The organism is Streptococcus sp. 2018037 (assembly GCF_019754195.1).
Taxonomy (GTDB): domain Bacteria; phylum Bacillota; class Bacilli; order Lactobacillales; family Streptococcaceae; genus Streptococcus; species Streptococcus hashimotonensis.
Genome location: NZ_JAIJZQ010000026.1, coordinates 1 through 22679, shown reverse-complemented (window position 1 = coordinate 22679; position 22679 = coordinate 1). Strand labels below are relative to the sequence as shown.

The window sequence follows — 22679 nt, the reverse complement described above, 5'->3', positions numbered from 1 at the left end:
TCAGTAGATTTGCTGGTTTTACTCTTCTATAGTCGTTTCGTTTGCTTATTAGTACAAGGCAATGATATGCTGGCTACTTCAACAGTCCAGTGGAGCGTTTGAACTCGGAAATAAGGCTTCCTCGCTCTTCGTAGTAATAAAAGATACACTAATGGACTATATCATCAACCATGATTCATCAAGCTGCCCCTTTGTTAATCTGAACTGCTTGCCATGTTCATCAATCAGTGCATGAAGCTCCTGAGCGTCTTTTACCGACCAATCTTTTATCTGCTCTGTAAATTCCTGTCTCAAACTCAAATAATCCTTAGACTGACTAAGTCCTAACCGATTAAATAGTCGAAGAGCATATTGATCCGCCACAAAAACACTTCTTCGACACAAATAGAGCAAAATAACATCCGCAGTTTCATTGCCAACCCCCTTCAAGCTCAGTAGCTCTTTTCGGAGTACTGCTGTCTCAACACTATCTAGACGAGAAAAATCTCCATCGAACTGATTGGCCCACTCAACCACTGACCGAATGTAGAGCGATTTTTGCTTGAAGAATCCTGCTGGGCGAATGCATTCTTGTAAATCCTCCACAGGCATCTCTAAAAGCGAATGAATTGTCAACCGTCCCTCCAACTGTTCTAAAGCACGCTTGGCATTTGCTTCCGTTGTTTGCTGAATAAGAATCATAGATACCAAATCCTTTATGGGATTTTCATCGTTCCACCAGTGAAATTCACCATATCGCCGTTTTAAATTTTGGTAAAGAACCGTCAACTGTTCCACTACTATCCCCCATCTCACCTTGTTTCTCCTTGCCATTATAGCACGATGAGTAAAGGGATACAATACTACAGTTCCTCTAGTAATATTGTATCTACAATCGCTTCAAACTGCTCTGCTTCAACCTCTGGAAAATAATTCAAACAATTGGCAGTTGCAAAGGCTGCCGCTTCTTTCAAAAAGATTTCTGGGGCTTGACCTTGACTGATTCCTTTGACTAGCAAGCCCAGGTAGAAATCCCCTGCGGCAATCGGATTACGCGTTTCTTTCTTTGGAGACTGGATACGGAAGAAGCGCTGACCAATCTTAGCTAGACTACCCTTATCTCCCATTGTAATGATGATATTCTCATGAGGAGTCACTTCTTTTAGGATGCCTAAAATAGCTTCAGGGCTTTCTTCATCCAGCTCTGGATAAATATCTTTCAGCTCTTCATTATTGATTTTGATAAGGGCTGGTCTAGCTTGATAAGCCGCACGTAGAGCTGGTCCACTGGTGTCCACTATGGTCAGCACCTCTGGGTATTTTTCAATAAACTGCTGAATATAGTCATCCGGCATCCCCTTCATCAGACTGCCTGAAAAGACTAGGATGTCGCCAGCTTGCAGGCTATTTTCAATCTGCTGAGTGAATTGGTTGAGCAAATCCTCTGTTAGTTCAAAACCTTTTTCATAAAATAGTACTACATCGCCTGTACTGGTTTCAACATAGATATTACACGTCCGAGTATTCTGGCTATTTTCAACCACGCGCAGGGTATTTCCACCATCAGCATTAAGCTCCTGAATATAGCGACCAATCTGACCACCCAAAATAGTATGAATGATGTAGTCTGTCACACCGTTTTCACGGAGGGCATAGGCCACGTTGAAGCTTTTTCCACCAGGATAATCCCTCACTTCCGTCGGTCTCAGGGGAATATTCTTTTCAATTTTTTCAACAAGTAGCGTACGGTCCAGAGCTGGATTGGGACAAATCAAGTGAATCATATCGGTCTCCTTTTCTTTTTGTTTATATTATTATACTATATACAAACAAAAAATAAAAAGATAATTCCTCGACGGGAACTATATATCTGTTTACACTACCCACAATATGTAGTATTTCGACAACATCAAGAAAGACGACTTCCAAATTAGGAAATCGTCTTTTATGCTACTTATTTCCTTTTGCTCTGTTGTGTGTTTTACAGAGCATTTCACAATTTGACTTATCTGTGCTACCACCTTTGCTCCATGCTTTAACATGGTCAGCATCCATTTCGGTAATTTTCCATATTCTAGTTTTATTATTGTTTGTTCCCAAGGCACATAATGGGCAGTTTGATAGATGTTTAGCTTTAGCCTCTTCAGTTTGAATCTTGTAAATTTCTTGTTTGACTGTTTCAGGAAACACACGGATATTCAATAATTTTGTATCTTGCTTTCCCCCAAGTAGATACTCATAAATGTCCTTTTTGCTTCCAACAAAGCCGTCTAATAACAAACTTTCTACATCCCTATTTAGTTCCTGAATGTTATATGATTTAGCATGATACCGCCTATAAAGTTTACCCCAATCCACTTTTTTCATTTGAGGGTCTATTGAGCTGAATAAGCCATTTATCCATTCAATGACTGATGAGAAATACCTTTTCAGTTCTATAATGTTATCATCTTTACGATGTACACTCATATAATGCTCTATTTCTCCATTCGATACCCATTCTAAGGCTTTGTTTAAGTAACCTTGTCTATTGACCTCTGCTTTTATATAAGTTGACCATTTGCTAATATTCGCATTACTTGAATTGCTGAACTCTTCTCTGGCTAATGTCACGAATTGTCCAGAATAGATAGCATTCAGTAGCTCCTGCTCATTAAGTGATACTCCTGCTATATTGATAGTCTTAAACCATTCCTTGATTTCACTTTCTTCTCCTTCACAAACATAAATAGTCAATTTGGTATTCATAATTTTTTCTTGCAAATCTTCTGCTAAACTACTGAAGTAGTACGGAATACCATCTTTATCTGTCAAAGCAAATTTATTCGTTACGAAACGACCAAAGCTAGTAATTCTCTGTTGTCCATCTAAAACTTCGTACATTCCGTCTTTTGTCTTAACAAAATAGATTAGCCCAAGTGGATAGCCTTTTAAAATAGAATCAATTACTGCGACATCCTTGACACCATCAGCATAAATATAGTTACGCTGGTATTCTGGTTGGATGACTAGTTGTCCATTCCACCCAAACAGTCCTTTTCCTTCATATTCGTTATAAATGAAACCTTCACAAATATTTCTTATTGTCAAATCAGTATTGAGAGTAGTTTTCATGATTTATACCCCTTTTCTTTTGATAATAATTCTGGCATAAGGAACAACAGGAAACCCATTTTTATCTAAGAAGTATAAATCTCCATCGGCAGTTCCACGTTTTTGGATTTCTTTCCTATATTTCCTATGTTCGTCAGTATAACCTCTAACTCCAATTTCAATTCCTGAACTAGATATTCCCAATCCGATAATTTCAAATTGTTCTGGGTTAAACTTATCTAAGAATGTGATAGGAACTCCCATATAACCGTCAAAATCAGAAGGTATTGCCATTGTAAAAGGTACTTCAATAGCATCGTAGTTGTAATATTTTGGGTAATTTTGGGTATCAAACTCACGCAACTTTTTGATTAGCTTCGTGTTAAATTTTAGATTATCCGCTTCAGTCATAAGTTGAAGAGGTTGATGTCTCCTGCCGTGTTCAATATTAGTAAACCACATCACACCAGAAACCCTTATTAAATCTTTCTTTCGTTGTGAAGAAGTAGCTAAATCCTCATAAGGACTCATAAAAAAACCAACGTTACCTTTAAAAGGTTTGCCTAACCATATCTTATTATCCTTTATATAAGAAAAAACATCTTTGTAAGTAATAGCATTTTGATGACCGATAATTGCAAATTCTTTTTTACCATCCATTATCCATTTTATGAACTCCCTAAATAATGAGAACGGCGGATTTGTTACAATAACATCAGCTTCATCTCTCAACTTAATAACTTCATCGCTATTAAAGTCCCCATCGCCCTCTAAATATTGCCACTTTAAATTTGAAATATCTACTTTTGATTTACCGTCTTTAGACAGGGTGAAAATCTTTCCTCTGCTGTTCGTTTTATCTTTATCAAAATGTGGTGATTCTGTTTCAAAAAGACTTAACTGACCAAACTTTATTGTTTTTCTGTCGTTCGCAAAGCTCGTGCTAATGAGTTTTTTCAACCCTAAAGATTCAAAATTTTGTGCAAAATATCTTGTAAAATTACTCCATTCAGGGTCATCACAAGGTAATAGAACGGTTTTATTTTGAAATACTTTAGGATTAAATTCTAAAAAAGCATTCATCTCATTTTCAATATCTGAATATCTAGTATAAAATTCATCCTTTTTCTGTAATTTAGCATTATGAAGCGAGGTAGCCATTACGCCACCTCGCTTTTTGGTACAACAGAAAAAACTTCTCCACAAAAATGTGAAAAAGTCTGTTTTGATGCTTGACAAAAAAGCTGAACGGCTACATAATCAGCTGGATTGGATTGGATTGGATTGGATTGGATTGGATTGGATTGGATTGGATTGGATTGGATTGGATTGGATTGGATTGGATTGGATTGGATTGGATTGGATTGGATTGGATTGGATTGGATTGGATTGTTGTCATGTTTATCTCCTTCCTTATATAACAATACTATTATACCATAAAAGGCAATTTTTGAAAAGAGTTATATCTTTTTTTACACCATTTTATTGTTTTTTGTATCGTTTGTGATATAATAGTTTTAGAATAAAGAAGGAGTAAAGAGATGCTAGGTGAATTTGAGTCATTGTATGATTTGATGAATGCTTTTCCAAATGACTATTACTGTGAGCAACATTTAGAAAAAATTCGCTGGAACGGTTATGTAGTCAGTCCTTTTGATGAAACATCTAAAGTCTATAAATGCAAGAATGGTAAATACAGATGTAAAAACACTGGTAAATATTTTAATGTTAGAACTGGTACAATGTTTGATAATACTAAAGTTTCTCTTCAAAAATGGTTTATTGCCATTTGGATGGTGACATCCCACAAAAAAGGTATTTCTTCTGTTCAACTTTCAAAAGACATCCATGTTACTCAAAAAACAGCTTGGTTTATGTTAGAGCGTATTCGTAGATGTTTTGGTTCAGAAAACAGTAATGAATTGGATGAGACTGTAGAAGTAGATGAAACCTATATCGGTGGTAAAAATAAGAATCGCCATAACTCAAAAAAAGTTAAAAATGCCTAAGGTCTCTCCCTAAAAGATAAAATCCCAGTTGTTGGTATGGGTGCACGAGAAGGAAAATTGAATGCTTATAAAGTAACCGATACAGGCACAAAAACTTTAACAGAACAAATCGTAAAATTTGTGAAAGACGCTGCCCAGCTTTACACTGATGAATGGTTAGGTTATAATAAAGTTGCGAAAATGTACGACCATGCTTTTGTAAATCATGGTGCTCGTGAATATGTAATTGATGATGTTTATACACATACGATTGAAGGTTTTGGGGCAGGTCTCAAACGTGGTGTACTGGGAATCTACCATTCTTGGTCTAAGAAATATCTACAAGATTATGTAGATGAGTTTGACTTCCGTTATAATACCCGAGGCATGGCTGACAACGACTGTTTCAATCTTCTATTGTCATCTTCAGAAGTTCGTACTACATACAAGGAGTTAGTCCATGGATAAACTACATGCAGAAATGGAGCGAACAATTTCTAAAACAATTGATAATAAGCTAGTAGATTATCAAATTTCTCTCTCTGATAATTTTTACACCAAATATCTTAGTTACTATGACTACCCTTACACTCAGGAAGTAGTTGAATCACACCGAAAATTTTTCCAAGACCTATCCTATTATGCGATTTATCAAAAACTTGGAGAAGTCACAAAAATTAGCATACAAGCTCGACTTTCTGAGTTAGATACTTTAGTAGATATTTCAGATAATAAAGATGAATTTGATACTTTCTTTTACAAAAAGTTTCAGTTTAAACTACCTGAGATTCCATTTGAGGAAGAAAAGTTAAAACTTTCCAGTTTTGATTTAAAATTGCAACAGGCTCTAAATTATAATCCTAAAGAAGATGAGCGGCTGAGAAAAAGAAGATAAGGAAGGTGCAAGATGGATTGGTATGACTACATGATAAAGGCATCAGAGCAATCACGGTTTAATGCTAGTCACTGGTTTCGCTATCTGCGAAAAGTTATTTTTGAAGACTATTCTTATTTGACGGAAGAAGATGTTGAAAAGTTACTAGGTTCTAAAGAACTAACAGATTTTCAAAAGGTCAGTTTGAAATATGCTATTCAAGAGCATACACCAACTCATGAATATGTGGTTTCGTTAAATAAGCCTGCCAAATTAGCCAATGTACAAAAAATGATGGAGAAATACAGACATGGATAAAATGAAACCTGTTTTTGAAGCCTTGAACCAAGAGTTGGCTCAAGCCAATCTTCATTTAACCATTATTTGTGTTGGTGGTTATGTTTTAGAGTATCATGGTTTGCGAGCTACACAAGATGTAGATGCTTTTTATGAAGAAAGTCAGAAAATCAACGAAATTATTGCTCGTGTAGGGCAACGCTTTAATTTGAATACTGACAAAGAACTATGGCTCAATAATAATGTGGCAAACATGAACAGACAGCCACCATTACATTTGTGTGAGACCCTATATTCATTCGAAAACTTAACTGTTTTAGTTGCTCCAATTGAATACGTATTGGGTATGAAGATGGTTAGCACAAGAGAGCAGGATTTGAAAGATATTGGAGCAATTATCAAATACAAACACTTCCGTTCTCCGTTTAATACCTTTGATGGTTTGAAGAAAATGGGGTTTGATAGCATTGATTTCTCCGTTCTCCTAGAAGGCTTCAGTCATGCCTATGGGATGGACTGGCTAGAAGAATTTTTTAAAGAAAATCAGGATAAACTGAGAAGATATTATTGATAGTCAAGATAGAAGAAAAGACGATTTCCTAGTTTGGAAGTCGCCTTTTTTGATGTTTTCGAAATACTACATATTGTGGTTAGTGTAAACTGGTATATAGTCCCCTAATTTTTTTATGCAAATACGGAAATTCGTTCCTGCTGGTAACCACCTTTTTCAGCAATGTCAACCAAAGCCACAGCATAGTCGGCATAACTAATATAGCTTTCACCTTGGGTATTGACTTGGAAAACCTCGCCAGCAATAGTGTAGGAACCTGTCTTTGAGCCTTCTGCATCAAAATCGGCTGCAGGGCTGATATAGGTCCAGTTGATAGCTGTCGCCTGACGATAGAGGTCTAGACCAGCACCCATAGCCTCAGCGATTGGTAGGTATTCCGCAGGGAAATCTGGTGTATCTTTCAGCATAGCTGTCTGGCTCTCGTCTAAATAAAGACTGCCTGCACCACCAACTACTAAAAGACGAGTTGGACTACCAGCAAGGATGGTCGTTAGATGCTCCGCAAGACGAGCGTGACCCGGCAAGGTTTCTGGTGTCCAAGCACCAAAAGCATTGACTACTACATCAAAGCCTGCCAACTCTTCCTTGGTAAGAGCAAAAGCATCCTTTTGGATCACTTCTTGGGCTACGCTCTTGTTTTCAGAACGGACAATAGCCGTCACCTGATGACCACGTTCTACTGCTTCCTTTGCAATAGTTTGACCTGCTTGACCATTCGCTGCAATAATAGCTATTTTCATATTGATACCTCACTTGCTTTAGTTGTAATAATTATGTTTACAACGCGAGTATAAACCATTTTCGTTGTAACATCAATTGTTACAACTTAAAAATTAAAAAAATCATCACAAGGATGATTCACTAACTAGTCTTTTCGTGCTAGTGCAACATGCTACAGACTAGTTCAACAGTCCAGTGGAGTGTTTGAAGTAGGAAATAGGGAAACAAAGTTTCTCCTTACATCGACCTAATAAAACGACTATAGTTCCGCCAAGAGATCAGCAAGCCTTGTCTTAGCAAGTTCATTTTCCAAAGCCGACTGAGCATTTTCTAAACGGCTATCTAGCAGGGGATGAATATTGCGACCTACTTGGCAGGAAGGATTGGGCTGCTCATGAAAAGCGAATAATTGACCTTTTTCTCCAAACAACTCCACAGCCTGATAGACGTGCAAAAGTGTAATCTGGTCTGGAGCCTGTGCCAAGCGAGCACCTCCAACACCACGCGCCACTTCTACCAGACCAGCCTCCTTGAGTTGGGACAAAATATTTCGGATAATGACAGGATTAACCCCGACACTGCCTGCAATGCTAGTACTGGTCTGTTTTTCTTTTTCTCCTTCCAGAGCCAAGAGAACCAAGATATGGCTGGCAATGGTAAATCTACTTGAAATTTGCATCTCTTCTCCTTTTTTTCAGTCTATCATAGACCGAAACAGAACTCAAGTTTGAAAATTGGTCACGGTCACACCCAGCAAACGAATCCCTTTTTCAATCTTCCCAATTTCTTCAATTAGTTGACGAACCTCTTTCTCAATCGTTTCCGTCTGGTCCGTATACACCTCTAGACTATGACGTTTCGTCAAGGTAGAAAAATCACCATAACGCACCTTTAAAACAATTGTTCGACCCTTTTTTCCATTCCGCTTCAAACTGGCTGCGACCCGTTGGCAGAGACTGATTAGCTCTTTCAGGACATCCTCCTCCCGATAAAGAAGTTTGCGATAGGTTCTTTCCTTTCCAATTGACTTACGAACACGGTCCACTTTAACGGGCGAATTAGAAATGCCCCTCGCTTTCCGATAAAGGTCGAAGCCAAAACGCCCAAATCTATCTATCAAAACCATTTCTGGTACATCTAGCAAATCTTGCCCCGTGTAGACCCCCATCTCATGCAGGCGTTCCACCGTCTTCTTCCCCACACCGTGAAATTTTTCAACAGGCAGGGAGGCGAGAATACCAACAGCATCTTCAGGTAGAATCAAGGTCAAACCGTGCGGTTTTTCCATATCAGAGGCAATTTTTGCCAAAAATTTATTATAGGAAACACCTGCGGAAGCTGTCAGATGCAATTCATTCCAAATATCGTATTGGATAAGCTTGGCAATCTTAACCGCAGAGCTGATACCCAACTTATTTTCTGTTACATCCAAGTAAGCCTCATCGATAGACATGGGCTCCACCAAATCAGTATAGCGATGAAAAATTTCTCGAACCTGTCGCCCAACTTCCTGGTATTTTTCATAATTGCCAGAAATGAAAATCGCCTGAGGACAACGTTCATAAGCTTCTTTTGAGGACATAGCCGAGTGAATACCAAAGGCACGCGCCTCATAATTACAGGTAGACACCACTCCTCTACCGCCAGATAGTCTTGGGTCAGCCCCAATGATAACAGGTTTGCCCTTCAAAGCAGGATTATCCCTGACCTCAATGGCAGCAAAAAAAGCATCCATATCTATATGAATAATTTTTCTAGATAAATCATTGATTAAGGGAAAAATTAACATGACTGCCTCTTCCTGTTTTCAAGTTTAACTCGCTATATTATACCGCATTTCTTAGGAAGTTTCAGCCTTTAGATTCGTTGAACCAGCCATCTTACCAATACAATAAACGACAGCTTATCACCTTATTACAAATGTAAGCAGAAATTTATTTTGAAAATACCAACTCTATCTTTCAAGTTTTTTCATATTCCTTGAAAGGTTTTTCATTTATTTTCAAGTATTTTTGTCTTGAAGAAAGTGTTTTCAAATGGTATAATAATAACATGTTGGTATTGATACCAAGTCGATACCCAAAAGCATAAAAGGAGAACCCTCATGTCAACAAAAGTTAAAACAAAAAATGTTGCTGAAGACATTTTCGCCCAAGCCTGGGAAGGCTTTAAAGGTACAGATTGGCAAGATAAGGCAAGTGTAACACGCTTCGTTCAAGCCAACTACACTCCATACGATGGAGATGAAAGCTTCCTCGCAGGCCCAACTGAGCGTTCACTTCATATCAAAAAAATCATCGAAGAAACAAAAGCTGGCTACGAAGACACTCGCTTCCCAATGGACGTAGATCGTGCTACTTCTATCGCTGATATTCCAGCAGGTTTCATCGATAAAGAGAACGAACTCATCTTCGGTATCCAAAACGATGAGCTCTTCAAACTCAATTTCATGCCACGTGGTGGTATTCGTATGGCTGAAACAACTCTTATCGAAAACGGCTATACTCCAGACCCACTCCTTCATGAAATCTATACAAAACATGCTACAACTGTAAACGACGGTATCTTCCGTGCCTACACAGCTGACATCCGCCGTGCTCGCCACTCACACCACGTTTCTGGTCTTCCAGATGCATACTCACGTGGTCGTATCATCGGTATGTACGCTCGTTTGGCACTTTACGGTGCAGACTACTTGATGGAAGAAAAAGTAGCTGACTGGAATGCGATTACTGAAATCGACGAAGAATCAATCCGTCTTCGCGAAGAAATCAACATGCAGTACCAAGCATTGCAACAAGTTGTACGCTTAGGTGATCACTATGGTGTTGATGTTCGCAAACCTGCGATGAACACGAAAGAAGCTATCCAATGGACAAACATTGCTTTCATGGCTGTTTGTCGTGTTATCAACGGTGCAGCAACTTCTCTTGGTCGTGTGCCAATCGTTCTTGACATCTATGCAGAACGTGACTTGGCTCGTGGTACATTTACTGAGGCTGAAATCCAAGAATTTGTTGATGACTTCGTATTGAAACTTCGTACAGTGAAATTCGCTCGTACAAAAGCCTTCGACGAAATCTACTCTGGTGACCCAACATTCTTGACAACATCTATGGCAGGTATGGGTAACGACGGTCGTCACCGTGTTACTAAGATGGACTATCGTTTCTTGAACACACTTGACAACATCGGTAACTCTCCAGAGCCAAACTTGACAGTTCTTTGGTCAGACCAACTTCCATATTCATTCCGTCGCTACTGTATGGCAATGAGCCACAAACACTCTTCTATCCAATACGAAGGTGTAACAACAATGGCGAAAGATGGTTATGGTGAAATGTCATGTATCTCTTGCTGTGTATCTCCACTTGATCCAGAAAGCGAAGACCAACGCCACAACATCCAATACTTCGGTGCTCGTGTTAACGTTCTTAAAGCTCTTCTTTCAAGCTGGAACAACGGTTACGATGATGTTCACAAAGATTACAAAGTATTCGACGGTGTTGAACCAAATACATCTGAAGTCTTTGACTACGACCAAGTGGTTAAGAACTTTGAAATCGCCCTTGACTGGTTGACTGACACTTATGTAGATGCCATGAACATCATCCACTACATGACTGACAAGTACAACTACGAAGCAGTTCAAATGGCATTCTTGCCAACTCACCTTCGTGCTAACATGGGCTTCGGTATCTGTGGTTTCGCAAACACTGTTGACTCATTGTCAGCAATCAAATATGCACAAGTTAAACCAATCCGTGATGAAGATGGATTTATCTACGACTACGAAGTAACTGGTGACTTCCCACGCTATGGTGAGGATGATGACCGTGTAGATGATATTGCTAAATGGCTCATGGAAGCATTCTTCTCTCGCTTGAACAAGCATAAATTGTACAAGAATGCTGAAGCTACTGTGTCTATCTTGACAATCACTTCAAACGTTGCTTACTCTAAACAGACTGGTAACTCTCCAGTTCACCGTGGTGTATTCCTCAATGAAGATGGTTCTGTGAATACTACTAAAGTAGAATTCTTCCCACCAGGTGCTAACCCAACTTCTAAAGCTCGTGGTGGTTGGTTGCAAAACTTGAATACCCTTTCTAAACTTAACTTCAAACATGCCAACGACGGTATCTCATTGACAACTCAAGTTTCACCAAAAGCGCTTGGTAAAACATTCGATGAGCAAGTGAACAACTTGGTGACAATCCTTGACGGATACTTCGAACAAGGTGGTCAACACGTCAACTTGAACGTTATGGACTTGAACGACGTTTACGACAAGATTATGGCAGGTGAAGATGTTATCGTTCGTATCTCTGGATACTGCGTAAACACTAAATACCTCACTAAAGAGCAAAAAACTGAATTGACTCAACGTGTCTTCCACGAAGTTCTTTCAATGGACGACCACGCTGCAGAAGTTTCAGGACAAGCTTAATCAAACAAACAAAAAAGGACTTGCAATGCAGGTCCTTTTTATCGTCATTTAGTTTATCTTTTATTACGTCGTTAACTCACCTTGCCTAACTCCAGTTATGCCTGCGGCTCGTTGCCTAGTACTAAAAGTAAACTAAAAGACTATACTATGTCGAAAAATCTTCTGAGTGTTGCGGAAAGATAATTATACTCAACGAAAATCAAAAGTAGCCTAAGAAACGAAGTCGAAGATAGAACTCTGTTACTTTCTTATTTCAAGGTAACAGGCTGAAAACCTCCACTGGAGCTTTTCACTCATCAAGGCTCTTGATAACGGATAATTTTGATTTTCGAAGAATATTAGTCAATAGCCTCTTCTTCCTCCAGAACTTGCCGTATCAGAGCCATGACTTGGTTTCTATCCAACTTCCACTGGGCCCGCTCATCCTTGTCAAAAGTACGATTCGAGAGAAAAATCGCAGCTTTCTGCAAAGGACGGTTATACATGATAAAGGTCCCCGTATAGCCTGTGTGCGACAACCAGTCCCCCTTCTTATCCCAGGCCAGCGACCGCTTGCGCTTATCATCAAAACCGTAGTCCTGCGTTAAATTCGCCGCAAAGTCAGCCGTCAGATAGTGTTCCAAAAAGATTTCCAAATCTTTGACGGTCGAAAAGAGACCTGCACTTCCCGCGTGGAGGCCTAAGACACGCGCCTTGGGATCATGCACCACACCTGCTTTGACGCCACGCACCGTCGGCACCGCCTGACTGACTGGTCCAAAGGAGGTTTGGGACATGCCAAAGGGCTCTAGAACGTCTCGTCTGATAAGCTGGTCCAGACTGTCTCCATCTATTTCCTCCAACAAAAAGCCCAGCAAGAGAAAATTAATGTCTGTGTAGAGGAAATCTTTCTTATCCGTTACGGTAATCTTCAAAATCGCTTCCTTGAGCTGGTCGGCGTCCAGACTATCCCTATTTGGAATAAAAGGATCGATACCACTAGTATGGGTCAATAATTGCCGAATGGTGACCTCACTATCCGCAAAAGCTGGATAATAAGACTGCAAGGTCCTATCTAACTCCAAAGCTCCGCTATTGACCAGAAAAGTCGCAAGAGTCCCCACACCAACCACCTTGGAAACAGACGCCAAATCATAGGTCAAACCTGCCTCAACCGGCGCCTGACCATCCTGGGTCCCTAGATAGTACTCCTGCCACTGACCCTCAGAAAAAAAAGCCAGACTGGCACCAGGATAAACTCCTTGCTCAATCTGCTCTGAAACCTTGTCTAAAATTACTTGTCTCATTTTTCGAACCACAATTCAATACCACTTGGGTCAACCGTTTGGATAAAGCTTGCTTTTTTATCTTTAAAGAATGGTTTTTCCAACCGGCTTTCCCAATGCGCCCAATCAAAGTCCTGCTCGACAGGAAAACGCAATCCTTCTAAATCCCAAACTTGTTCCGCAGGAGTTAATAAATCTTCACCTTCTGCCCCAACAAAACGCAAAAAGGCTTGTTGAGGTAGGATAGCCTCATAATAATCTTGGCTGATGCTTGCCTGTGGGCTGTTAATCCAGACAGACTCTACTGTAAAAGTAGTCAGACCAGAAAAGTCGTCCTGCACCTTAAATGGAACAGGTGGAAGGATTTGTTTTAGGTCATCAACAGATGCTTCTGCATGTAAAAGAAAGGTGTCTCCTTCTGGCGAAACAGCTTCAAAACCATAGCCATTTTTTCCTTGGTAGAGCTTACTATACTGTGAACCTTGCGCCAGCAAAGCTTCAATTTCAGAGGCATCATCTACTTTTATCACAATTTTATTCAGTTTTTTAAGCCCTTCGACAGCACGGGTGCGATTACCAGGAGATTCTGTCAAAACAAGCTTCGTTTCTGGGCTTGTTCTATCTCCAAAATCAGCAAAAGGACCATCTTCGAGCTTGGTTTTCATTCCTAGATTTTCTTCTAAAAATCCTTGGTTAATAGCCCTATTATTAATACGTAAAATAGGGACTATAGCTTCATTTTTTCTCAACACGATACATTTCAACTCCTCAGTCATTCTACAATATTGTATAAAAATTTTCATCATTTTACAAGTAATTGTATCGTCGTTTTATACATTAATATCTCTATATATACTGATAATTTTTAGACAAACATTGACTTATCCGATATAATAGCTATTATAGACTATTATCCTAAAAAAGAGGAGAATTTATGCGTTTTAATCAATTTTCTTTCATAAAAAAAGAGACCTCTATCTGCTTGCAAGAACTTGATTCTCTGGGATTTCAACTGATTCCTGATGCAAGTAGTAAGACAAATTTAGAAACCTTTGTCAGAAAGTGCCATTTCCTGACAGCAAACACCGACTTTGCCCTGTCCAACATGATTGCGGATTGGGACACAGATCTGCTGACCTTCTTTCAGTCTGACCGTGAGTTGACAAATCAGATTTTCTATCAAGTGGCATTTCAGTTGTTAGGCTTTGTGCCTGGTGTAGATTATACAGATGTGGAGGAATTCCGCAAGTCCAGCCATTTCCCCATTGTCTATGGGGATATCGTTGATAACCTCTACCAACTCCTCAATACTCGCACCAAGTCTGGAAACACCTTGATTGACCAGCTGGTCAGCGACGACCTAATCCCAGAGGACAATCGCTACCACTTCTTCAACGGCAAATCCTTGGCCACTTTTTCAACTAAAAACCTCATTCGTGAGGTGGTCTATGTCGAAACACCTGTCGATACGGCTGGGAATGGGCAAACAGATATTGTCAAGCTGTCTATTCTCCGTCCTCACTTTGACGGGAAAATCCCTGCGGTGATTACCAACAGTCCTTATCATCAAGGAGTTAACGATGTAGCCAGCGATAAGGCCCTGCATAAGATGGAAGGGGAATTAGCACAGAAACCTGCTGGCACCATTCAGGTCAAGCAGTCCAGTATCACCAAACGAGACTTGGACCAGCGGAATCTACCTATCAGCCCTGCCACTGAAAAACTGGGCCACATCACTTCTTACTCCCTCAATGACTACTTCCTCTCTCGCGGCTTTGCCAGCCTCCACGTGTCTGGCGTCGGTACGCTGGGCTCGACGGGCTATATGACATCTGGCGACTACCAGCAGGTGGAGGGCTATAAAGCGGTGATTGACTGGCTGAACGGTCGCACCAAGGCATACACAGACCACACTCGCTCGATTGAGGTCAAAGCCGATTGGGCCAATGGTAGGGTAGCGACGACGGGACTATCTTATCTGGGAACCATGTCCAATGCTTTGGCAACAACTGGCGTGGACGGATTGGAAGTCGTCATCGCAGAAGCAGGGATTTCCTCTTGGTATGACTACTACCGTGAAAACGGGCTGGTGACCAGCCCTGGCGGCTATCCAGGCGAGGATCTGGACAGCTTGACCGCCTTGACCTACTCCAAGAGTCTGCAAGCAGGCGACTTTCTCCGCAATAAAGAAGCCTACGAAAAAGGACTGGCTGCCGAGCGTACTGCCCTGGACCGCACCAGCGGCGACTACAATCAATACTGGCATGACCGCAATTATCTGCTCCACGCAGACAAGGTCAAGTGTGAGGTGGTCTTTACCCACGGCTCACAGGACTGGAATGTCAAGCCGATTCACGTCTGGAATATGTTCCTTGCCCTGCCAATCCACATCAAAAAGCACCTCTTCTTCCACAACGGTGCCCATGTTTACATGAACAACTGGCAGTCTATCGACTTCCGTGAGTCCATGAACGCCCTGCTCAGTCAAAAACTGCTGGGCTACGAGAACAACTACCAACTGCCAACGGTTATCTGGCAGGACAACAGCGGTGAGCAAACTTGGACGACCTTGGACACCTTTGGCGGTGAAAACGAGGCTGTCTTGCCACTAGGTACTGGAAGCCAGACCGTTGCAAATCAGTATGCCCAAGAAGATTTTGACCGCTACGGCAAATCCTACCCTGCCTTCCACCAAGACCTCTATGCAGGCAAGGCCAACCAAGTCAGCATTGAACTGCCTGTAACGGAGGATCTCTTGCTCAACGGACAGGTCACGCTGAAACTCCGTGTAGCTTCTAGTGTAGCCAAAGGCCTCTTATCTGCTCAGCTATTGGACAAGGGAAGTAAAAAACGCCTTGCCCCAATCCCAGCGCCGAAAACGCGGTTGAGCCTAGACAACGGTCGTTACCATGCCCAAGAAAATCTAGTGGAGTTGCCTTATGTGGAGATGCCGCAACGCTTGGTGACAAAGGGCTTTATGAACCTGCAAAACCGCACTGACCTGATGACCATCGAGGAAGTGGTGCCAGACCAATGGATGGACCTGAGCTGGAAACTGCAGCCGACCATTTATCAGCTGAAAAAAGGCGATGTGCTGGAGCTGATTCTCTACACCACCGACTTTGAGTGTACTGTTCGAGATAATTCTCAATGGCAAATCCACCTTGATTTAAGTCAATCACAGTTAATTTTACCGCACTAATATTTGATTTTCAGTTCTAAAAAGAGGCTGGGCGTTTCCGCCCGGCCTCTTTATCAATATTTTATAATGGTTTAGATTTGATCTTTAGATTTTTTGTTTATAGCTGTAGCGACTACTGCCAAGCTAATTCCAGCTAAACCAAGGCCTACTAAGGCTAGGTTATTGCGTTGTTCACCTGTTGCAGGTAGGGTTGCTTTGTTTGCAGAAGGTGCACCTTTGTGACTCAGTGTCGGATTCGATTGTACTGAAGGAGTTATTTTTACTTCTTCTTTTTTCATTTCCAAGCTACCTTTTACAAGGATACGGTTTTGACCCTCAACAACAGTCTCTGATAATAGGTTGGTTGCGACAACTTTACCATCAATTACGACGTCTTGATAAACAGATACTTTTTTACCTGCTTTTCCTTCTTGAAGAAGGTATGATTTGCCAAGCGCTAGGCCTGCATCATATCTGATTTCTTCTTTGATAGGGAGAGCTTCTTCTACCTTGCGTTCTTTTGTTGTGAAGTCTAGCTTTGGTTTTTCCGCTGTTTTTGGTGCGACTTCTGGAACTGCTGTCTTAGGTGCAGAGTCTTCCGCTTTTGGTTCTTCCGCCTTTGGCATTTCCTCCTTCGGCATGTCTTCCGCTTTCGGTTGCTCCATTTCTGGTTGCTTAGCCTCTGGCATCTGTTTGTCAGACTCTACTTTATCAGTTTTCGGTTCTTCCATTTGCGGTTTGTCCATTGGAGTTTCCGGTACTGGGGCTGGAGTTGGAACCTCTTCCTCGACTTTTGGTGCTGGAACATCTGGCATTGGTGCCGGAACTTCGTCCTCGGCTTTCGGTGCTGGTGCTTCTGGCATTTCCGCTTTTGGTTCTTCCATTTGCGGCTCGTCCATTGGAGTTTCCGGTGCTGGTGCCGGAACTTCGTCCTCGGCTTTCGGTGCTGGAGCGTCTGGCATTTCCGCTTTTGGTTCTTCCATTTGCGGTTTGTCCATTGGAGTTTCCGGTACTGGGGCTGGAGTTGGAACCTCTTCCTCAGCTTTTGGTGCTGGAGCCTCTGGCATTTCTGCTTTTGGTTCTTCCATTTTCGGCTCGTCCATTGGAGTTTCCGGTGCTGGAGCTGGAGCCGGAACCTCTTCCTCGGCTTTCGGCGCTGGAGCTGGCTCTGCATCCGGTGTTGGAGCTGGTGTTTCTTCTTTCGGTGCCGGTGCTGGGGTGTCTGGCATTTCTGCTTTTGGTTCTTCCATTTTCGGCTCGTCCATTGGAGTTTCCGGTACTGGGGCTGGAGTTGGAACCTCTTCCTCGGCTTTTGGAGCCGGAGCCTCTGGCATTGGTGCCGGAATCTCTTCCTCTTTTGGTGTTGGGGCTGGCTCTGCGTCCGGAGTTGGAGCTGGTGTTTCTTCTTTCGTTTCTGGATTCTTCTCTTCTGCTTTCGGCTCCTGTGTTTCCTCTTCTACTTTCGGTGCCGGAGTGTCCTCCTCTGCTTTTGGTGCTTCTGGAGTTGGCTCTGCATCCGGTGCTGGAGGAGTTGGCTTATCAGCCTCTGGTTCCATTGGTTTTGGTCCCTCTTCCTCTTTTGGAGTGTCTGGAATTGGAGTTGGGGCTGGAACCTCTTTCTCATCTTTAGGAGCTTCCGTGTCAGTTTTCGGTGTTTCTTCCTTCGATTCTGGAGCATCCGGAGTTGGAGTTTGATCTTCTGTTTTCGGAGCCTGTGTTTCCTCTTCTACTTTCGGGGTTGGAGTGTCTGGAGTTGGCTCGTCTGCGGGACTTGACTGAGGTTGTTTTGATTTTTCCAGTTCAGCAACTCGTTGCTTAATTCTGTACAAGGCCTCACTTGCTTCTATATCAACGTAGCGCCTTAAGAGAGAGCCCTCTTGGCTAGCTATATTCTTGCCTTCATCTTGCTTTAAATGCGCATTATATTCTTCCTCAATTTTATCATCACCAGGGTATTTCTTTCGCAATTCTGCAACCTGACGGATATAGTTTTCTATTTTTATTTGATCTTTAAATTCATTCAAATTCCCTTTAATCTTATGGAAAAACCCGTCATCTGCTTTCATTGTTGAAGCATAGTCCATAGTTTTTTTTCCAATTCTTAAAAAATCTTCCCACAAAGCCTTCTGATAAGAATAATCTGGAGCATCACCATAACTTGGAACCTTATCTAGTTCCCCCAGCTCTTTTTCTAATTCTTTCACAAGCTTCTGAACTTCTTCAACTTTCGCCATTGCTTCAACTTGAGCGGCTGTTGAAGTCTCTGTCGTCGCAAAAGCGGTTGGTGTCGAGAATCCCGCCCCAAGTAAGCAAGTAGCAATTAGCACCGAGCCTACGCCGACTTTAAATTTACGAATACTATATCTGAATTTTTTATTTGCAGTTTCCATTTCTATTATTCCTAATTATATTTTATTATATACTGTTATTATACCATGATATTCGAGTGACTGGATGTGTTTTTTATGTGTTAAAACTCTACCGAATAGCTCTATTTCTTCATCATTGAATAGATGTAACTATTTTTCTAGAGGATGTATAATCACACCCTGCACTACACGGTTGACGGTGCCTGTTGGCGATGGTGTATCCGGCAAATTCTTGCATTTTACCGCTGCCATGATGGATACCGTTTGGGCAAAGAGAATGTAAGGGAAGATTAAGAAGACATCTGGCAAATCTGCTCCGCCCTCTGCCAAGACAAAGTTGGCTGCTTCTGTACCGACTAACTTATCAGCCGACAACGCCACTATCCGCTCTGCTATGCCATCACCATGGACTTCATTGAGCAAGTCCACATCGTACTGGCGTGTGTAGCCATCGTTTGAGGCAAAGAGGAAAATCAAGGTCTTTTCGTTGATGAAGGATTTTGGTCCATGACGGAAACCGAGTGGTGACTCGTACATGGTCGCAATCTTGCCTGCCGTCAATTCCAGAATTTTCAACTGAGCTTCGTGGGCAAGACCATAGAAACCACCTGAACCGAGGTAAATTACTCGCTCAAAATCAAGGTTGATCAAGTCTTGCACGTAGTCTTCACGGTCCAAAACATCTTGACCTAGACGGGCAATGGTCTCAACCCATGCAGCTTTTTCTTCTTGACTGGCTGGTGAGAAGACGAGGAGGGCTGTCAGAGCCATACAGCTGTAAGAACCCGTCATGGCAAAGCCCTTATCGTTTGAACCAGCTGGTTGCAAGAGTAGGAGATTTTCAGCATCTCCTTCAGCCGCTAGTGCCAGCTTACCTTCTGGTGCACAGGTAATGGTCACTTGATACAATTTATCTACCAATTGCTTAGCGACTTCAACTGCTGCCACACTCTCAGGTGAATTACCTGAACGAGCAAAGGACACCAGGATAGTTGGAAGATCAGCTTGTAGATAGTCATGTGGACGACTAACCAACTCCACTGTACCAATGGCAGAAAAACGAATGTGTTTCAAGTCATTGACTTGGTTGAGGTAGTTGGCAATGCTTTGACCAACAAAGTCAGAAGTCCCTGCACCTGTAAAAACAACGTGAACAAAGTCATGTTTTTCCTTGATTGATTTTAGAAAACTCTCGATTTTTTCCAATTGGTCAAGATAGAGTTGATGCGCTTCCTTCCATAAGCCTGGCTGTTGGTAAATTTCGGTCGCCGTAATCATAGCTCCCAACTTTTCAAGTTCTTCTTTTGCTAAACGGAACATAGCTCCTCCTCCGTGATTTCTGGTTATAACCAGTTTTTCTTATATTATAGCGAATTTATCCCTCAAAGTCAATTTAAAATAGGTTAATATGTCAAATTTATATCCGATATTGCCGACTAGAACTTATTTTGAGAAGGTAGAGCCTTTCAAAAAAATTCACAATCACTATTGGACGCAAAAAACGACCAATTTTCCTGATAGCTACCACCTTCTGTACTTTGTAGTCTATTCTGCAAAGTTAGAAGATTGATGTTTTCAGTCATTGATCGTTTCTGAAATTTTCTTCTTTTACGAATAACGAAAGTAAAACAAGTAGCTAATTACAATATAAAAAATATAGTTTGATCAACAACCCGATAGTGGTTGGTAACGCCCTATATTGAAATACCAAGTTTTTACTACGTCTTTTACTAAGTTATTTACTATTTTAGTGCATTGTACCAAACATTGCGAAAAAGTCTGAAATAAAATAGACCCTGTTAAATTATTTACTTTTAATTTTTGTATACATATTGTATAATGTATTTACAAATATAGGAGGTAAATACAATGAATGTTCTGCTACGAAAAACAGGCAACAGCACTGTTATCACTATCCCAAACGCTATTAAAGAGGCTCTTGGCGCAGAAATTGGTGAAGAAATCGAATTCGTCACTTCTGGAAGTAATGTTATCATTCGTAAAGCTGAGCCAAAATTTGATTTTGATAGAGAGCTTGAAAGAGCCATGAATCAATACGATGAATTATTGAAAGAGTTAGTAGATAAATGAAATACCTATCCGCTGAAGACATTATCAAAATCAATGTTATGGTTATCGGAAAGTATTCTCCTAAAGAACCAGTAGGAATCGCTGACCTAAATAGCCTTCAAATGATTATCGAACAACCAAAGCAAGAAATTTTTGGAAAAGTACTTTATCCGGATATCTATAGCAAAGCTGCGATTATCTGGATAAATCTAATCAAGAAACGCCCATTCTATAATGCCAACAAAAGGACTGCTGTGCTTGCTTTACACATGTTTCTAGCAATGAATGGTTTTCAGTCAAATCTCTCATTAAGCGATGGACTGGAAAAGACAATCGAGATTGCTACGTTTCAAGGTGATTTTGAGGAGTTAAAGGATAATATTATCCAGTTCTTGAAAGAAGAAAATCGAGTGTATAAAAAATAGAAAAGTGGCTATTGACCAAGAATAAACGGATTGGGCGAGTCCCAATCAAGACTATCGAAGATATCCTAGGTTTTGAGTTATCTCCAAAACATGATATAATTACTAACGTACGAGAAGATACTGCTCTTGAAAAAAGAGTTTCAAATGGCAGTAACTAGACAAAATAATGAGAAATGGAAGGTAGATATTAGTGATGGATGATTTCAGACATTCTCATGCTGCGTTCCCAGTTTCCCAAAGTTTACGTAATGGAGAATGTAAAGACTATATTTTCTTTACTTTGATGAAACGATTAGGTCATTCCTCAATCAACACTACAATAAATGTATACTCGCATTTATTTCCAACCCAACGCTTCTGCCTTTGAAAATTTTTAACAATAAGGCAAAATAAGGCAAGGAAAATTTACAAACAGGGTCTAACCCCTTGATAGGAAAGGAATTTTAAAAATATTATGATGAATATGCAAAACATGATGCGCCAAGCTCAAAAACTGCAAAAACAAATGGAGAAGAGCCAGGCTGAGTTGGCTGCTGCTCAATTTACTGGTAGCTCTGTGCAGGACTTGGTTACTGCTACTTTTACTGGCGACAAGAAATTGGTTTCTATTGACTTCAAGGCTGACGTTGTGGATGCAGACGACCTTGAAACCTTGCAAGAAATGACAATCCAAGCCGTCAACGCTGCACTTACAAAAGTCGACGAGGCGACTCAGAAAAAACTAGGTGCCTTTGCAGGTAAATTACCTTTTTAAAAAGAAAACGCGATTGGATACTGAACTGCTCCCTGTCAAGTGGACAATGAAATAATAAAAGATTAGGCGACGGCCTTGTTCCTCATTTCAAGAGGGGCAAGGCCGTTGTTGCGTTCTTGAAATCGTTGATGATTATAAAAATAGATGTAGGCATCAATATCTGAAACTAGCTCCTCAAAGGTCTTATACTTCTTCAAATCATAGCACTCCGTCTTAAAGTGCCCAAAGAGACTCTCAATTGGTGCATTGTCAATACACTTACCAACACGAGACATAGAGCGTGTCATCTGATACTGAGTCGTCAGACGGTAATAATCTTTCTAAGTATATTGTGATCCTCGATCGCTATGAATTAATGGTGTCGCATCAGGATTAGCTGTTCGGGCTTTACGAAGCGTTTCTAATACCAACTCATTATCATTAAACTGACCAACCACATAAGCGACAATAGAGCCGTCATAAAGGTCCTTAATCGCACTCAAATAGGCTTTACAGCCGATACCGTACTTCAAGAAAGTCACATCTGTACACCATTTCTGATTGGGGGCAGTAGCTGTAAAATCACGATTGAGAATATTGTCTTCTACATTGACAAAGCTAGTCTTGGTGCAATATCCCTTGGATCTTCTGATAATGGAGCGAA

The 22679-nt window shown here is 41.0% G+C and carries 20 protein-coding genes and 4 pseudogenes; 11 read left to right on the top strand and 13 right to left on the bottom strand.

What is annotated here, in order from left to right; genetic code table 11:
- Window positions 1–156: 156 nt before the first annotated feature.
- The 5 genes from K5Q29_RS08785 to K5Q29_RS08765 form a co-directional block, all read right to left on the bottom strand.
- Complete coding sequence (locus K5Q29_RS08785) at window positions 157–795, bottom strand: endonuclease III domain-containing protein (RefSeq protein WP_172699633.1); 639 nt, start codon at window positions 793–795, stop codon at window positions 157–159.
- A gap of 47 nt (window positions 796–842) precedes the next feature.
- Window positions 843–1763, bottom strand: a complete 921-nt coding sequence (locus K5Q29_RS08780; protein WP_024416855.1) for a 1-phosphofructokinase family hexose kinase — start codon at window positions 1761–1763, stop codon at window positions 843–845.
- Window positions 1764–1929: 166 nt separating this feature from the next.
- Window positions 1930–3093, bottom strand: a complete 1164-nt coding sequence (locus K5Q29_RS08775; protein ID WP_024415358.1) for a DUF262 domain-containing protein — start codon at window positions 3091–3093, stop codon at window positions 1930–1932.
- A gap of 3 nt (window positions 3094–3096) precedes the next feature.
- Window positions 3097–4233 carry an adenine-specific methyltransferase EcoRI family protein gene (locus K5Q29_RS08770; protein WP_024383150.1) on the bottom strand — a complete coding sequence of 379 codons (1137 nt, stop codon included), beginning with the start codon at window positions 4231–4233 and terminating at the stop codon, window positions 3097–3099.
- A gap of 91 nt (window positions 4234–4324) precedes the next feature.
- Window positions 4325–4471 carry a hypothetical protein gene (locus tag K5Q29_RS08765; RefSeq protein ID WP_169051037.1) on the bottom strand — a complete coding sequence of 49 codons (147 nt, stop codon included), beginning with the start codon at window positions 4469–4471 and terminating at the stop codon, window positions 4325–4327.
- A gap of 142 nt (window positions 4472–4613) precedes the next feature.
- On the opposite strand from K5Q29_RS08765, the pseudogene K5Q29_RS08760 reads away from it, so the two are divergent.
- The 4 genes and pseudogenes from K5Q29_RS08760 to K5Q29_RS08745 all read left to right on the top strand — a co-directional run bounded on the left by K5Q29_RS08760 (window position 4614) and on the right by K5Q29_RS08745 (window position 6802).
- Window positions 4614–5528, top strand: a pseudogene (locus K5Q29_RS08760) (IS1595 family transposase).
- On the top strand, window positions 5521–5955 hold the full coding sequence (locus K5Q29_RS08755) for a hypothetical protein (RefSeq protein ID WP_105139157.1): 435 nt from the start codon (window positions 5521–5523) through the stop codon (window positions 5953–5955). The pseudogene K5Q29_RS08760 and the gene K5Q29_RS08755 overlap by 8 nt, the downstream one beginning before the upstream one ends.
- Window positions 5956–5967: 12 nt before the next feature.
- Window positions 5968–6252 carry a hypothetical protein gene (locus K5Q29_RS08750; RefSeq protein ID WP_105139156.1) on the top strand — a complete coding sequence of 95 codons (285 nt, stop codon included), beginning with the start codon at window positions 5968–5970 and terminating at the stop codon, window positions 6250–6252.
- Window positions 6245–6802, top strand: a complete 558-nt coding sequence (locus tag K5Q29_RS08745) for a DUF6036 family nucleotidyltransferase (RefSeq protein ID WP_105139155.1) — start codon at window positions 6245–6247, stop codon at window positions 6800–6802. Before K5Q29_RS08750 ends, K5Q29_RS08745 begins: the two co-directional genes overlap by 8 nt.
- A gap of 113 nt (window positions 6803–6915) precedes the next feature.
- Here the strand turns inward: K5Q29_RS08745 and K5Q29_RS08740 are convergent, their stop codons facing one another.
- The 3 genes from K5Q29_RS08740 to dinB form a co-directional block, all read right to left on the bottom strand.
- Window positions 6916–7542: an NAD(P)-dependent oxidoreductase gene (locus K5Q29_RS08740; protein WP_105139154.1), complete on the bottom strand. Its 627-nt coding sequence runs from the start codon at window positions 7540–7542 to the stop codon at window positions 6916–6918.
- A 239-nt stretch (window positions 7543–7781) separates the two neighbouring features.
- Window positions 7782–8201 (bottom strand): Rrf2 family transcriptional regulator, encoded by a 420-nt coding sequence (locus K5Q29_RS08735; RefSeq protein ID WP_105121608.1) that lies wholly within the window; start codon window positions 8199–8201, stop codon window positions 7782–7784.
- 42 nt (window positions 8202–8243) lie between these two features.
- Window positions 8244–9311, bottom strand: coding sequence for a DNA polymerase IV (gene dinB, locus K5Q29_RS08730; RefSeq protein ID WP_105139153.1), 1068 nt, complete (start codon window positions 9309–9311; stop codon window positions 8244–8246).
- A 315-nt stretch (window positions 9312–9626) separates the two neighbouring features.
- Between dinB and pflB the strand changes: the two genes are divergently transcribed.
- Window positions 9627–11972, top strand: coding sequence for a formate C-acetyltransferase (gene pflB, locus K5Q29_RS08725; RefSeq protein WP_024383156.1), 2346 nt, complete (start codon window positions 9627–9629; stop codon window positions 11970–11972).
- A gap of 338 nt (window positions 11973–12310) precedes the next feature.
- On the opposite strand, the gene K5Q29_RS08720 is transcribed toward pflB, so the two are convergent.
- Together K5Q29_RS08720 and K5Q29_RS08715 are read right to left on the bottom strand one after the other, a co-directional pair.
- Window positions 12311–13258, bottom strand: a complete 948-nt coding sequence (locus K5Q29_RS08720) for a serine hydrolase domain-containing protein (RefSeq protein WP_105139152.1) — start codon at window positions 13256–13258, stop codon at window positions 12311–12313.
- A complete protein-coding gene (locus tag K5Q29_RS08715) occupies window positions 13255–14013 on the bottom strand; it encodes a CppA family protein (protein WP_260619140.1) in 759 nt (252 codons plus the stop codon). The genes K5Q29_RS08720 and K5Q29_RS08715 overlap by 4 nt, the downstream gene beginning before the upstream one ends.
- A 158-nt stretch (window positions 14014–14171) precedes the next feature.
- Between K5Q29_RS08715 and K5Q29_RS08710 the strand changes: the two genes are divergently transcribed.
- On the top strand, window positions 14172–16439 hold the full coding sequence (locus K5Q29_RS08710; protein WP_221877114.1) for a Xaa-Pro dipeptidyl-peptidase: 2268 nt from the start codon (window positions 14172–14174) through the stop codon (window positions 16437–16439).
- A 71-nt stretch (window positions 16440–16510) separates the two neighbouring features.
- Here K5Q29_RS08710 and K5Q29_RS08705 read toward each other — a convergent pair whose 3' ends face one another.
- Entirely contained in the window at window positions 16511–18808 is a 2298-nt protein-coding gene (locus tag K5Q29_RS08705) for a GAG-binding domain-containing protein (protein ID WP_105139149.1), read from the bottom strand.
- A 129-nt stretch (window positions 18809–18937) separates the two neighbouring features.
- Window positions 18938–20107, bottom strand: a complete 1170-nt coding sequence (locus K5Q29_RS08700) for an SIS domain-containing protein (RefSeq protein ID WP_105139148.1) — start codon at window positions 20105–20107, stop codon at window positions 18938–18940.
- Window positions 20108–20656: 549 nt separating this feature from the next.
- Here K5Q29_RS08700 and K5Q29_RS08695 point away from each other — a divergent pair.
- The 5 genes and pseudogenes from K5Q29_RS08695 (at window position 20657) to K5Q29_RS08680 (ending at window position 22036) form a co-directional block, all read left to right on the top strand.
- A complete protein-coding gene (locus K5Q29_RS08695; protein WP_105139147.1) occupies window positions 20657–20878 on the top strand; it encodes an AbrB/MazE/SpoVT family DNA-binding domain-containing protein in 222 nt (73 codons plus the stop codon).
- The gene (locus tag K5Q29_RS08690; RefSeq protein ID WP_105139146.1) at window positions 20875–21282 is read left to right on the top strand and encodes a type II toxin-antitoxin system death-on-curing family toxin; all 408 of its coding nucleotides are present in this window, start codon (window positions 20875–20877) and stop codon (window positions 21280–21282) included. Before K5Q29_RS08695 ends, K5Q29_RS08690 begins: the two co-directional genes overlap by 4 nt.
- A 20-nt stretch (window positions 21283–21302) precedes the next feature.
- Window positions 21303–21440: pseudogene (locus K5Q29_RS10785) on the top strand (plasmid replication protein); the annotation flags it as partial.
- 41 nt (window positions 21441–21481) lie between these two features.
- A pseudogene (locus K5Q29_RS08685) lies at window positions 21482–21649 on the top strand (site-specific integrase); the annotation flags it as partial.
- Window positions 21650–21736: 87 nt separating this feature from the next.
- Window positions 21737–22036 (top strand): YbaB/EbfC family nucleoid-associated protein, encoded by a 300-nt coding sequence (locus K5Q29_RS08680; protein WP_023369155.1) that lies wholly within the window; start codon window positions 21737–21739, stop codon window positions 22034–22036.
- A 62-nt stretch (window positions 22037–22098) separates the two neighbouring features.
- On the opposite strand, the pseudogene K5Q29_RS08675 reads toward K5Q29_RS08680, so the two are convergent.
- Window positions 22099–22679, bottom strand: a pseudogene (locus K5Q29_RS08675) (IS3 family transposase); the annotation flags it as partial.